The sequence below is a fragment of the Actinomadura sp. RB99 genome, assembly GCF_014706005.1.
In the GTDB taxonomy this organism is placed as follows: domain Bacteria; phylum Actinomycetota; class Actinomycetes; order Streptosporangiales; family Streptosporangiaceae; genus Spirillospora.
Genome location: NZ_JABMCA010000023.1, coordinates 54,367 through 66,381, shown reverse-complemented (window position 1 = coordinate 66,381; position 12,015 = coordinate 54,367). Strand labels below are relative to the sequence as shown.

Here is a 12,015-nt window from a genome sequence, read left to right as displayed (position 1 = left end):
ATGATCGACTTCAAGCTCAGCGACGAGCAGGAGGAGCTGCGGCGCACCGTCGAGCGGTTCGCGCGCGAGACCGTGGCCCCGGTGATCGGCGACCTGTACGAGCGCGGCGAGTTCCCGTACGACATCGTCGCGGCGATGGGCAAGATGGGGCTGTTCGGGCTGCCGTTCCCCGAGGAGCACGGCGGCATGGGCGGCGACTACTTCGCGCTCTGCCTGGCGCTGGAGGAGCTGGCGCGGGTCGACTCGTCCGTGGCCATCACGCTGGAGGCGGGCGTCTCGCTCGGCGCGATGCCGATCTACCGGTTCGGGTCGGACGAGCAGAAGGCGCGCTGGCTGCCGATGCTGACGTCCGGTGAGAAGCTCGCCGGGTTCGGGCTGACCGAGCCGGGCGGCGGCTCCGACGTCCCGGGCGGGATGCGGACGACGGCCCGGCTGGACGGCGACTCGTGGGTGATCAACGGGTCGAAGGCGTTCATCACCAACTCCGGCACCGACATCACCGCGTTCGTGACCGTCACCGCGTTCACCGGCGACGGCGAGATCTCCACGATCATCGTGCCGAGCGGCACGCCCGGCTTCACGGTCGGCCGCAAGTACTCCAAGGTCGGCTGGTCGTCCTCGGACACCCGCGAGCTGTCGTTCGACGACGTCCGTGTCCCGGCGGAGAACCTCGTCGGCGAGCGCGGCCGGGGCTACGCGCAGTTCCTGCGGATCCTGGACGAGGGCCGGATCGCGATCGCCGCGCTGTCGGTCGGCCTGGCGCAGGGCTGCGTGGACGAGTGCCTGCGCTACGCCGGCGAGCGGGAGGCGTTCGGCAAGGAGATCGGCCGCTACCAGGCGATGCAGTTCAAGATCGCCGACATGGAGGTCCGCGCGCACACGGCCCGCCTCGCGTACTACGCGGCGGCGGCGAAGATGCTGGCCGGGGAGCCGTTCAAGAAGGAGGCGGCGATCGCCAAGCTCGTCGCGTCCAACGCGGCGATGGACAACGCCCGCGACGCCACGCAGGTCTTCGGCGGGTACGGCTTCATGAACGAGTACGCCGTCGGCCGCTTCTACCGCGACGCGAAGATCCTGGAGGTCGGCGAGGGGACGTCGGAGGTCCAGCGCATGCTGATCGCCCGCGCCCTCGGCCTGCCCGCGTCCTGACCGCGTCCTGGCCACGTGTGCGGGAGGGGGCCGCGGCCCTCTCCCGCGCCCGGGTCACTCGACGAGGCGGTCCAGGACGGCGAACGCCTTCAGGACCGTCTCGCGCTCCTCTTCGGTGCAGTGGTCCTGGAGGGCGCGGCTCAGCCATTCTTCGCGGGCCTGCCGGGAGCCCTCGACCCATTCGCGCCCGGCGTCGCTCGGCGTGACCAGCTGGCGGCGGCCGTCCTCGGGGTCGGGGTCGCGGCGGATGAGACCGCGCTCCTCCAGGACGGCGATCGTGGCGGCCATGGACTGCGGGCGGACCCGCTCGGCCGCGGCGAGCGCGCTCGCGCTGGCCGCGCCGTCCTTGAGCAGCCGGCTCAGCACCGCCGTCTGCGACGGTGTGAGATCGTGGGCTCCGCCGATCTCGCGCAGCCTGCGGCGCAGCCGGCTGAACACGACCCGCACCTCCCGGGCGGCCCGGGCGGCCGAGGGGGAGATGGGCTCGACGCTGTCGCTCATGGCCCCAGTGTAATTTATTCAGTCTGAACTGTCCAGTTCAAGCTGATCAAAACGGCTCCGCGGCCGGGCGGCGAGGCCGACCACCACGGCGGCCGGAGCGGCCACCGCGACCAGCACGGACCCGGTCGCGGTCAGCGTCCCCAGCGTGCCGAAGACCGCCACGCCGAGCGCGGTGCCGGTCTGCCGGGCCGCGTTGAGCGCCCCCTGCCCCGTCGCCGCCAGCCGCAGCGGGACGGCCGCCGACATGTCGGCGATGCACGCCGGGATCGCCAGCGGGCTCCCGGTCCCGATCAGAATCTGGACGGCGAACACCGTCCACAGCGACGCCCCGCCTCCCGCGAGGACGAGCCCGCCCAGCACGTCCATCGCCATCCCCGCGAGCATCACCCGCCGCGCCCCGAACCGGACGACGAGCCGGCCCGTGACCATCGGGACGAACGCCACCGGGACGGTCATCGGCAGGAACGCCAGCCCCGCCCGCAACGCCGTCAGCCCGCGCGCGTCCACCATCCACTGGGTCAGCGTGAACAGCAGGCCGTAGTAGACGAGCTGCGACGCGACCGCGACGACCAGGTCCACGCGGACCCGGCGCAGCGCCATCAGCGCGGGCGGCAGCACCGGCGACGCCGCCCGCCGCTGCGTCACCGGGAGAACGGCGACGACCGCGAGCGCGGCGAGCAGCGCCACGGCGGGCGGGACCCGCAGCCAGCCGCTCGTCCCCGCGTCCACCAGCCCGAACGTCAGCGCGGTGAGCCCGGCGACCGACAGCAGCAACCCGGTCCGGTCGATCGGCCGCGCCTTCCCCGACCGGTGCCCGCTCAGCCCGCCCGACGCCGCGAGCGCCAGCACCGCGACCGGGACGTTCACCAGGAACACCAGCCGCCATCCGGCGAGCGACACCAGCGCGCCGCCGAGCACCGGTCCCGCGACGATGCCGAGGCCGGTGATCGAGACGAGCGCGCCGATCCGGCGGGACCGCTCGTCCGGGTCCGGGTAGAGCGCGGCGAGCAGCGCCATCGACGCGGGCACCAGCCCGGCGGCGGGCACGCCGAGCAGCGCCCGGCCCGCGATCAGGAGGCCGGCGCCGGGCGCGGCCGCGCAGAGCAGCGCGACGGCGGCGAACGCGCCGAGCGCCGCCCGGTACACCCGGCGCGGGCCCCACCGGTCCGCGACCGAGCCGGACGCGAGCATCAGTCCGGCGAGCACCACCGTGTAGGCGTCCACCGCCCAGGGCAGTGCCGCCGCGGGCGCGTGCAGGTCGCGCCGCATGTCGGGCAGCGCCACGTTGAGGATCGTCGCGTCCATCGCGATCATGAAGTTGCCGGCCGCGATGCCGGCGAACCGGAGCGGGGCGCCCCGCCGGGCCGGCGGGCTGTCGGGGATCGTCATGGCCACGACCCTCGCCGTCCGGCCGCCCCGCCCGACAGGCCGTGGATCCGATGGGGCCATCGAGAAGTCCGATGGCATAATCCGGACGTGGATTCGCGCTACCTGCGGGCCTTCGTGGCCGTGGCGGAGACCGGGGGCATCTCCTCCGCCGCCGAGCGGCTCGGCTACGCCCAGTCGAGCCTCAGCATCCAGCTGCGCCGGCTGGAGGACGACCTCGGCGTCCGCGTCCTGGCCCGCACCAGCACCGGCACCGCCCTCACCGACGCGGGCCGCCGCCTGCTCCCCTACGCGGTGCAGTCCCTCGAACTGGAGGACCGGATGCGCCGCGCCGCGCGCGACCAGGCCCCGCGGCTGCGCGTCGGCGCCCTGGACTGCCTCGCCGACGAGTGGACGACCGACCTGCTCGCCGCCTTCCAGCACGGCGCCGCCGGCCCGGGCACCGCGCGCGAGGTCGACCTGGCGGTCGGCGACCGCGCGTTCCTCGCCGCCGGGCTAGAGGCCGGCCGTCTCGACCTCGTGTTCGTCTACGACAACGGCGTCCCCGCCACGGGCCCCCACGAGATCGTCGCCGAGGACCGCGTCGTCCTGGTCGCCGCGCCCGAGCACCCCCTCGCCCAGGCGTCGCCGCTGGATCCGGCCGCGCTGATGGCGGCGGAGTTCCTCATCGTCAACCCCGAGTGCACGTCCGAGATGCTGACCCGCCGCTACGGCCGCGCCCTCGGCCCGGGCACCCGCATCGGCATGGCCACCGGCTCCCTCGCCGCGCTGCGCCGGATGGCCGCGCTCGGCCGCGGCGTCGCGCTCGTCCCGGAGACGGCCGTCCGCGCCGAGCTCGACGCCGGCGACCTCGTCCGGCTCGATCCCGCCGTCGACGAGGTCACCGGCGTCCACGTCGAGGCCCGGTGGCGTCCCGGTGCCGAGCCCCTGGTCCGTCCCCTGGTCGAGCTGGCCCGGAGGTCCGCCGGCCTGGCGCGCGGCGAGGCCGGTGCGGCTCGGGCGTCTTGACGGCGGGCGTCTTGACGGCGGCGGACCGCCGTCCGACGATTCGATCATGGCGACGGCAGAGGACGGCGCGGCGGCGGACGGGCGGCGCGCCGGGACGGGCCCCGGCGAGATCGCGGACGACGGGTCGGCGGTCGAGTTCTACGCCGCGCTCCCGCCGGACGTCGCGAGCGCCGCGCTCGTCCACACGACGATCCCGGCCGGCACGCCGGTCCTGGAGCTGGGCGCGGGCACCGGGCGGGTCACCCGCCCGCTGGTCGGGTTCGGCCATCCGGTGACGGCGGTGGACGGCTCCGCGGCGATGCTCGCCCGGATCGAGGGCGCGCGGACGGTGTGCTCGCCGATCCAGGATCTGGACCTGCCCGACCGGTTCGGCTGCGTCCTGCTGATGTCGTACCTGGTCAACTACGGCGACCGGGCGGCGCTCCTCGCGGCCTGCCGGCGCCACGTCCGGCCGGACGGCGTGGTCGTCGTCCAGCGCGACACGGGCAGGCACTGGCACGACGACGCGCCCCGGGAGTGGACGCACGACGGTGTCCGCTACCGGGTGGCGCACCTGGAACGGCCCGACCCCGGGACGGTCGTCGCGACGCTCGAATACCGGATCGGCGAGCGGCGCTGGACGCACACCTTCACCAACCGGCACCTCGGCGACGAGGAGCTTCCCGCGGTGCTGGACGCGGCGGGCCTGCGCCTCGGCCACTTCCTGGACGACGACGGCGCCTGGTTCACCGCCCGCCCCCGCTGACCCGCGGCCCGGCCTGTCGGACCCGTGCGGCACATTGGTCCGCGAAAACGGCGGAGCCGACGCATGCGGGAGGACCGATGGACGAGCGGACGTGGTGGGCCCTGATCGAGGACGCGCGGGCCGAGGCCGGTGCGCACGCCGACGACCGCGACTCCCCCGACGACCCGCTGATCGACCTGGTGGCCGACCGGCTCGCGGAACTGGACGGCCCCGGCATCGTCGCGTTCGACGCCATGCTGACGCGCGTCCTCGACTCGGCGTACCGGCGGCCGCTCTGGAACGCCGCCTACCTCATCGAGGGCGGCTGCGGCGACGACGGCTTCATGGACTTCCGCGCCGGGCTCGCGCTGCTGGGACGCGACGTGTTCGCGCGCGCCGTCGACGACCCCGACACGCTGGCCGACGTCCCCACGGTGGTGCGGATGGCCCGGGAGGACGAGGGGTGGATCGGCGCGGAGGGCCTGCACTACGCGGCGCGCAGCACCTACAAGCGCGTCATGGGAGAGACCGAGTCGTTCGACGCGGCGATGGAGTCGGCCGTGCGCTCGATGCGGCGGCCCGAGCGTCCCGCGGGCGAGAACTGGGACGTCGAGGACGACGCCGAGACCCGGCTGCGCCTGCCCCGGCTGGCCGCCCTGTTCCTCTGAGCGGCCGTTTCTCCATGAGCTTGACAGCTAATGGCATTAGCCTTAGCTTGTAGCTAATGCCATTAGCCAAGCAGGAGGGCACCAGGCCATGAGCACCGCCACCGTTCCGACCGTCCGCAAGGGTTCCGCCGCGCTCGTGGCCCGCCGCACCGCCTGGGGCGCGAACGCGCTGTTCTGGAGCGCGTTCGCCGTCCTCGAAGGCGTCAACCACGGCTGGCTCGCCGCGCTCCTCGCGGTCGCGTTCTTCATCGCGCCCGACCTCACCTTCCTGGCCGGGATCCGGGACGCGCACACCGTCGAGCGCGGGCAGCTCCCGGCACGCGCCGTCCCGTACTACAACGCCGCGCACCGCGCGCTGGTCCCGCTCGCGCTCATCGCGCTCTACACCGTCACTCCGTTCGCGTGGGCTCCGATCTTCGCCGGGCTCTGCGGCTGGATGGCCCACATCTCGTTCGACCGCGCCCTCGGCTACGGCCTGCGCACCAAGGACGGCTTCCAGCGCCACTGACCCCCTCCCCCGACCCGAAGGCGGGCACCGCTACGATCGCGGACGGCGTGAACTGACGCGAGGTGCCCCTCGGGGAGAATCGGGAAGCCGGTGCGAATCCGGCACGGGCCCGCCGCGGTGACCGGGGAGCCGCCGCCCACGCGCGCACGCGCGGCCACTGGCCGTCAGGCCGGGAAGGCGGGCGGTGAGGCGTCGATCCGGGAGTCCGAAGACCGGCCTCGCTCCACCGGCCGCCCGCCCTGGGCGGCCCGACCGCAGCGGGAGCCTGCCCATGAACCTGTACGACGTCATCCACCGCCGCCGCGACGTACGCGCCGAGTTCACCGGCGCGCCGATCCCGGACGGCGTCCTCGACCGCGTCCTCACCGCCGCGCACGCCGCCCCCAGCGTCGGCCTCACCCAGCCCTGGGACTTCGTGCTGGTCCGCGACCCGGACGTCCGCCGCGCGTTCCACGACCACGTCCGGTCCGAGCGCGACGCGTTCGCCGCCACCCTCACCGGCGACGCCGCCGCCCGCTTCGCCCGCATCAAGATCGACGGGGTGCTCGAATCCACCGTGTCGATCGTGGTGACCTACGACGCCGAGCGCGGCGGCCCCGCCGTCCTCGGCCGGCACGCGATCGCCGACGCCGGCCTGTACTCCGTCTGCCTGGCCGTCCAGAACCTCTGGCTGGCGGCGACGGCGGAGGGACTGGGCGTCGGCTGGGTGTCGTTCTACCGCGAGCCCTACCTGCGCGACCTCCTCGGCATCCCGGCGGGCGTCCGGCCGGTCGCCTGGCTGTGCGTCGGGCCGGTCACGCACCTGGAGGCCGTCCCGGACCTCGAACGGCACGGCTGGCGGCACCGCCGCCCCCTCCACGCGGCCGTCCACCACGACCGCTGGTGAGCACGGCACCCGAATAATCAGGTGCGCCGCCCCGCCCATGGCGTGATCATGCCTGCATGGACCCGGTACGCATCAGGCGCATGTCGCGGGACGACCTCGTCGCGACCGAGCGCGCGGCGGCGGTGACGTTCCTCGAAGGCGACCGCCTCAGCCGGCGGGTGGGCGAACCGGACCCGGAACCGCCGACGGAGGAGCAGTCCCGCCGCCTGATCGACCGCCTGGGCCACTTCCTGTCCGTCGACCCGGACGGCTGCTGGATCGCCGAAGAGGGCCGGGACGTCGTGGGCTTCGCCGTCTCCCAGAACCGCGAAGGGCTCTGGTACCTGGCGACCTACGGCGTCCTGCCCGGCCGGCAGGGGAAGGGCATCGGCAAGCGCCTGATGGACGCCGTCCTCGCGCACGCGGGCGACCGGCCGGGCCTGTTCTCCTCGACGGTGCATCCGGCGGCGACGCGCCGCTACCGTCTGGCGGGATTCACCCTGCACCCGCAGATGCGGATGGTCGGCACCGTCGACCGGGCCACGCTGCCCGCCGTCCGCGGACTGCGGGACGGGCACGCCGACGACCTCGAATGGATGGACGAACTGGACACCGCCGTCCGCGGCGCGGGCCACGGCCCCGACCACGTCCACATGCTGGAGACGCTGCGGCTGGTCGTCTCCGACGCGCCCGGCCGGCGCGGCTACGTCTACATCGACGAGGGCGCGGGACGTCCCACGCTGCTGGCCGCCGACCGTCCCGGGACCGCCGAGACCCTGCTGTGGGAGGCGCTCGCCGCCGCGCGCGGGGACACCCTCGTCAACTGCATCACCACCGACAACCACTGGGCGGTGGACGTCGGCCTCGCCGCCCGCCTCGACATCGGCCAGGAGGGCTACATCGCCGTCCGCGGCATGCCCGCCCCCGCCCCCTACCTGGCGAGCGGCCACTACCTGTGACCCGCCGTCCTGCCGCGAGAAGGGGTGGGACGCTTCCGGGCAATCAAGGACGTGACCCCCCTCCACGCCTCCAGAAGGGTCCCGCATGACCCTTCCTCCAGCGCCACGGGACGAGCCGTGACGGGCGCCCCCTCCGAAACGGGCGCCCCGGCGGAGCCGGAGCCGTCGGACGCCGACGTCATCGCCGCCGCGCGGCGCGACCCCGAACGGTTCGCGGACCTCTTCGACCGGCACTACCGGGACATCCACCGCTACGTGGACCGGCGGCTCGGCGCCGACGCCGCGGACGACATCGCGGCCGAGACGTTCCTCATCGCCTTCCGCCGCCGCGCCGTGTTCGACCCGGCGCACACCTCGGCGCGCCCCTGGCTGTACGGCATCGCGACCCGGCTGATCAGCCGCCACCGCCGCGACGAGCTGCGCCGCTACAAGGCGATGGCCCGGATGCGCACCGCCGACGTCGTCGAGAGCCACGAGAGCAGCGTGACCTCGGCGGTGGACGCCGCGAGCTTCGGCCTGAGCCCGGCCCTGGCGCGCCTGCGGCACGGCGACCGCGACGTCCTGCTCCTCGTGGCGCTGGCCGAACTCAGCTACCCGGAGGTCGCCGAAGCCCTCGGAATCGCCTACGGGACGGTCTGCTCGCGGCTGAGCCGCGCCCGCAAACAGGTCCGCGCCGCATTGCGCGCATCGGGACACGACGAGGAGGACGACCGTGGATGATCTGACCCTCATCAGCCGGATGCACACCGCCGAGCGCCCCCCGTCCCCCGAGACCACGCACGCGGCCCGCCGCCGCCTCCTGGCCGAGGCCGCCGCCCCGCGCCGCCGCCTCGCACGGCTCTTCCAGCCGAAGCGGAGGGCGGCGCTGGTCGCGGCGGCCACCGCATGCGCGCTCGCCGCCGCCTCATGGACGGCTTACCGAGGGGAGACGCGGCCCCCCTACCATCCCGAACCCCTGGCCGACCAGAACGGCCCCGCCTCCACATTCCTGCTCGCCGCTGCCGACGCCAGCACACGGCACGCCTCCGACGGGCGCCTGTGGTACGTCCACCGCGTGGTGGGCAAGTCGGTGGTGGTTCCGTCCACCCGTCTGCACGGTGCCCACTACACCGTGCAGACCACCAAGGACGCCTACATCCTCAGCGCCAAGTCGGCGAAGGACTTCGGCCCGCTCCCCGGCGGCGAAAGGGAAACGACGACCAGCCTGGGCTGGGACGGCGAGAAGGTCGCGGTCCGGCCCGCAACGCCCGCCGACGGTAAGGCGTGGAGAGCGGACGGGCGCCCCGACGCGGCGCAACTCGGCATCAGGGACCTGGACGACGAGGTCGGCAGCCCGTTCCTGCAGGAAGGCGCCGAACTCGACTTCGGCGTCGACGCTGCGCGCCGGCTCCCCGCCAACCCGTCCAAGCTGCGCGCATGGCTCCTGAACTACGCGACGAAGTTTGACCACCGGCGCCTGCGCGCCCCGGACCTCTACCTCTTCCTGAACGCCCCCTCCCTGCTCGCCGACCGCGCGGTCACCGACCGGGTCCGGATCGCCACGTACCGGATGCTCGCCGGACTCCGCGACGTCAAGACGATCAACGACACCGACGCCGCCGGACACCCGGGACGAGGCGTCGCGATGAGGCAGACCACCCGCGACTACGGCACGATCGAGTGGCAGTTGCTCATCGACCCCGAGACCGGACGGCTCACCGCCAGCCAGGGCATCGTGGTGACCCCCGGTCCGAAGAACGCGGGCCTGCGGCCCGGCACCCGCCAGTTCTTCGAGATCGTCAAGGCGGCCGAGTGGACCAACGCCCCCCGCGACAGCCTCCTGCCCAAGTGGATCCTCAATCTGAACCGGCCCCCATCGGCGAACTGACCTCCTCCGGCCGCCCATGTGGACGGTCGAGCAAGGGAAGGGGGGCGGATGCTTCGCGCATCCGCCCCTAGGTGCCCGCGTCAACGAGTGAGGTCGAGGGAACCGGCCTTGACGTCGGCGAGCAGGGACGCCCACCCGGACGGCGCGACCGCCAGCACCGCCCGGTCCGGATCCTTAGAGTCCCGCACCGCCACCCGCCGCTCCCCGCCGGTGCCGCCTCCAAGAGCCGCACTTGGAGATCTCGCGCAGTTCGCGATCAGCCCCGAGCCCGCGAGCCGCCAGACGGTCCGAGCCCGAGCACGACGATGCCATCGCCAACGCCGACGCGGCCTTATCGATCATTGATGCGGCGGGAGTCATTAAGCTGACACCGGTGACCACCGAACGCCCGGATGTGCCGCTGATCGCCGACGAACGTGCCCTGCTCCGCGCCAACCTCGACTACCACCGCGCCACCCTCGCATGGAAATGCGACGACCTGAGCGACGACGACCTGCGCATGCAGGCGTCGAAACCCTCAGCGCTCTCGCTGCTCGGGCTGGTCCGTCACATGGCCGAGGTCGAACGTACCTGGTTCCGCAAAACCGTGAACGGCGAGCGCCACCTGCCCAACGTCTGGTCCCACGCCGACGACTACCAGACCGCCTACGACCCGACCGGCTGCACCCGCGACGAAGCCTTCACCGCCTGGCGAACCGAAGTCGAGCACTCCCGCCGCATCGAGCACGCCGCCCCGTCGCTGGATCTGGTCGTCCACCAGCCCCGATGGAACGAGAACGTCTCGCTCCGCTTCGTCATGCTGCACATGATCCACGAGTACGCACGACACAACGGCCACGCCGACCTCATCCGCGAAGCCATCGACGGCACCGTAGGCGCTTGAGGCCCTTCTTTCCCCCCGCTGTCACACCATCTCGCCGTTCGCGTTAGGGCGGCTCTTCGTGACGGCCGTACGTGCTGGCGGTGGTACTACGGCGGGGTTGGATGTTCTTGTACGGGTGTGGACGTACGGGAGGCCGCAGGGGGCCGGTCAGGGACCCTGTACCGACAAGGCCTACTCCAGCCGGCCCTCCGCGCCCATCTCCGCCGGCGGGGCATCAAGGCGATCGCCTCCAGCAAGATCTGGCTTCGCGACCTCACCCAGGATCCCGCCGGACACGACCTAGGTGCCCGCGTCAGCGAGTGAGGTCGAGGGATCCGGCTTTGACGTCGGCGAGCAGGGACGCCCACCCGGAAAGCGCGACGGCCAGCACCGCCCCGTCCGGATCCTTAGAGTCCCGCACTGCCACCCGCCGCTCCCCCGCCGCCACCTCGACGCACTGTCCACTGCCGCTGCTGCGGCTGCTCTTCCGCCAGGCAGGAGCGGCCTCGACACACTCTGAGCCTTGACTCCCGCTGTAGCTGCTCTTACGCCACGCAGAGGCGACCTCGACGCACGACGAACCTTCGCTCCCACTGCGCCTGCTCTTGCGCCACGAAGAGAAGACGAACTCCTGACTGGTCATGACTCTGACACTATCCGCTCGATGAACTCTCGGGATGCAGACGGGGACAAGGCTCTTGCTCTTTGGTGATCGAAGACGACATCGTAACGACGTATCTCGACCGGATCTTCCAAATACCAGCCTGTCGTCAGATTCTCAACCAGCACTACCGAGAGCTCGCTCGTCACCAAGGTAGTGAAAGAACCGTTGAGCCCAGGGTGGCCACCTACCTCAAACGGGAGAACCTGGAAGGTCACGTTCGGCAACAGAGACAACTCCACAAGCCTCCTGAGCTGGGCTTTCATCACCCGAGACCCACCGAACTGCTGCCTCAACACAGCCTCACTTGCTATCACCCACAGATGGGGCGGCTTCGGTCCGAACAGCACCTGCTGGCGGCGCATGCGCACCTCCACGAGACCATCCACGGCGGGAGGCGTGCCCAGCGAGATTCCAGACCCAATGACCTCCCGAGCGTATTCCTCAGTCTGCATAAGGCCAGGGACAAGGTGGAGTTCATGGCTCTTTATCGATGAAGCTTCAGCCTCCAACGAGATGTAGTCGAGTGCCGCGGGAGCCAGTTTGCCTTCATGACGGAGCCACCAGCCCTTCTTGCCGGAGTCTCGGGCGAGATCGAAGAGGTACTGGCGCTCGTCAGGGTCACTGATCTCGTAGCGGTCGAGCATGTGCTCCAGGGCGGGGCGGCGGATGCCGCGTTTGCCGGTTTCGAGCTTGCTCAGCGAGGACGGGGTGCGGTTGAGCAGGCGGGCGGCCTTCTGGAGGGTGAGCCCTCGCTCCTCACGGATGGCGCGAAGGCGCTGGCCGAGCTTGCGGCTTCGCATGGTCGGGCGCTGCGCGTTCTCCATGGAGTAATCATGCCTTGACTTTGCGTGATG

15 protein-coding genes and 1 riboswitch are annotated in these 12,015 nt (G+C 72.4%); of the genes, 10 read left to right on the top strand and 5 right to left on the bottom strand.

The genetic code is table 11. The features are described 5' to 3' along the window. A complete protein-coding gene (locus amrb99_RS21590) occupies positions 1-1,149 on the top strand; it encodes an acyl-CoA dehydrogenase family protein (RefSeq protein WP_190858745.1) in 1,149 nt (382 codons plus the stop codon). Positions 1,150-1,203: 54 nt separating this feature from the next. Here the strand turns inward: amrb99_RS21590 and amrb99_RS21585 are convergent, their stop codons facing one another. Then, positions 1,204-1,650, bottom strand: coding sequence for a MarR family transcriptional regulator (locus amrb99_RS21585; RefSeq protein WP_190858743.1), 447 nt, complete (start codon positions 1,648-1,650; stop codon positions 1,204-1,206). Between the two features lie 18 nt (positions 1,651-1,668). Beyond that, entirely contained in the window at positions 1,669-3,039 is a 1,371-nt protein-coding gene (locus tag amrb99_RS21580) for an MFS transporter (RefSeq protein ID WP_190858741.1), read from the bottom strand. An 87-nt stretch (positions 3,040-3,126) separates the two neighbouring features. Here amrb99_RS21580 and amrb99_RS21575 point away from each other — a divergent pair, with 87 nt between their 5' ends. The 8 genes from amrb99_RS21575 (at position 3,127) to amrb99_RS21540 (ending at position 9,635) form a co-directional block, all read left to right on the top strand. Next, positions 3,127-4,044 (top strand): LysR family transcriptional regulator, encoded by a 918-nt coding sequence (locus amrb99_RS21575; RefSeq protein WP_190858739.1) that lies wholly within the window; start codon positions 3,127-3,129, stop codon positions 4,042-4,044. A 46-nt stretch (positions 4,045-4,090) separates the two neighbouring features. Continuing rightward, positions 4,091-4,789, top strand: a complete 699-nt coding sequence (locus amrb99_RS21570; RefSeq protein ID WP_190858736.1) for a class I SAM-dependent methyltransferase — start codon at positions 4,091-4,093, stop codon at positions 4,787-4,789. Positions 4,790-4,866: 77 nt separating this feature from the next. Then, positions 4,867-5,436, top strand: a complete 570-nt coding sequence (locus amrb99_RS21565; protein WP_190858733.1) for a DUF4240 domain-containing protein — start codon at positions 4,867-4,869, stop codon at positions 5,434-5,436. An 88-nt stretch (positions 5,437-5,524) separates the two neighbouring features. Next, positions 5,525-5,944, top strand: coding sequence for a DUF4260 family protein (locus tag amrb99_RS21560; RefSeq protein WP_190858730.1), 420 nt, complete (start codon positions 5,525-5,527; stop codon positions 5,942-5,944). A gap of 43 nt (positions 5,945-5,987) precedes the next feature. Further along, a riboswitch (cobalamin riboswitch) is annotated at positions 5,988-6,180 on the top strand. Positions 6,181-6,215: 35 nt separating this feature from the next. Then, entirely contained in the window at positions 6,216-6,830 is a 615-nt protein-coding gene (bluB, locus tag amrb99_RS21555; RefSeq protein ID WP_190858727.1) for a 5,6-dimethylbenzimidazole synthase, read from the top strand. 56 nt (positions 6,831-6,886) lie between these two features. Then, complete coding sequence (locus amrb99_RS21550) at positions 6,887-7,768, top strand: GNAT family N-acetyltransferase (protein WP_206700045.1); 882 nt, start codon at positions 6,887-6,889, stop codon at positions 7,766-7,768. 117 nt (positions 7,769-7,885) lie between these two features. Beyond that, positions 7,886-8,488, top strand: coding sequence for a sigma-70 family RNA polymerase sigma factor (locus amrb99_RS21545; RefSeq protein ID WP_190858724.1), 603 nt, complete (start codon positions 7,886-7,888; stop codon positions 8,486-8,488). Beyond that, entirely contained in the window at positions 8,481-9,635 is a 1,155-nt protein-coding gene (locus amrb99_RS21540) for a hypothetical protein (RefSeq protein ID WP_190858721.1), read from the top strand. The genes amrb99_RS21545 and amrb99_RS21540 overlap by 8 nt, the downstream gene beginning before the upstream one ends. 80 nt (positions 9,636-9,715) lie before the next feature. Here amrb99_RS21540 and amrb99_RS51305 read toward each other — a convergent pair whose 3' ends face one another. Further along, entirely contained in the window at positions 9,716-9,892 is a 177-nt protein-coding gene (locus tag amrb99_RS51305) for a DUF397 domain-containing protein (protein ID WP_347256786.1), read from the bottom strand. Here amrb99_RS51305 and amrb99_RS21530 point away from each other — a divergent pair. Continuing rightward, positions 9,868-10,518: a DinB family protein gene (locus amrb99_RS21530; protein ID WP_241755766.1), complete on the top strand. Its 651-nt coding sequence runs from the start codon at positions 9,868-9,870 to the stop codon at positions 10,516-10,518. The genes amrb99_RS51305 and amrb99_RS21530 overlap by 25 nt on opposite strands. Before the next feature lie 292 nt (positions 10,519-10,810). On the opposite strand, the gene amrb99_RS21525 is transcribed toward amrb99_RS21530, so the two are convergent. Then, positions 10,811-11,140: a DUF397 domain-containing protein gene (locus amrb99_RS21525; RefSeq protein ID WP_190858718.1), complete on the bottom strand. Its 330-nt coding sequence runs from the start codon at positions 11,138-11,140 to the stop codon at positions 10,811-10,813. Next, on the bottom strand, positions 11,137-11,985 hold the full coding sequence (locus amrb99_RS21520; RefSeq protein WP_190858717.1) for a helix-turn-helix transcriptional regulator: 849 nt from the start codon (positions 11,983-11,985) through the stop codon (positions 11,137-11,139). The genes amrb99_RS21525 and amrb99_RS21520 overlap by 4 nt, the downstream gene beginning before the upstream one ends. Between the last annotated feature and the right edge of the window lie 30 nt (positions 11,986-12,015).

Coding starts and splice junctions, on each gene's coding strand:
- amrb99_RS21560 (WP_190858730.1), top strand. CDS start 5,525: ATGAGCACCGCCACCGTTCCGACCGTCCGCAAGGGTTCCGCCGCGCTC.
- bluB (WP_190858727.1), top strand. CDS start 6,216: ATGAACCTGTACGACGTCATCCACCGCCGCCGCGACGTACGCGCCGAG.
- amrb99_RS21580 (WP_190858741.1), bottom strand. CDS start 3,039: ATGACGATCCCCGACAGCCCGCCGGCCCGGCGGGGCGCCCCGCTCCGG.
- amrb99_RS21570 (WP_190858736.1), top strand. CDS start 4,091: ATGGCGACGGCAGAGGACGGCGCGGCGGCGGACGGGCGGCGCGCCGGG.
- amrb99_RS21590 (WP_190858745.1), top strand. CDS start 1: ATGATCGACTTCAAGCTCAGCGACGAGCAGGAGGAGCTGCGGCGCACC.
- amrb99_RS21550 (WP_206700045.1), top strand. CDS start 6,887: ATGGACCCGGTACGCATCAGGCGCATGTCGCGGGACGACCTCGTCGCG.
- amrb99_RS21525 (WP_190858718.1), bottom strand. CDS start 11,140: ATGACCAGTCAGGAGTTCGTCTTCTCTTCGTGGCGCAAGAGCAGGCGC.
- amrb99_RS21585 (WP_190858743.1), bottom strand. CDS start 1,650: ATGAGCGACAGCGTCGAGCCCATCTCCCCCTCGGCCGCCCGGGCCGCC.
- amrb99_RS21520 (WP_190858717.1), bottom strand. CDS start 11,985: ATGGAGAACGCGCAGCGCCCGACCATGCGAAGCCGCAAGCTCGGCCAG.
- amrb99_RS21565 (WP_190858733.1), top strand. CDS start 4,867: ATGGACGAGCGGACGTGGTGGGCCCTGATCGAGGACGCGCGGGCCGAG.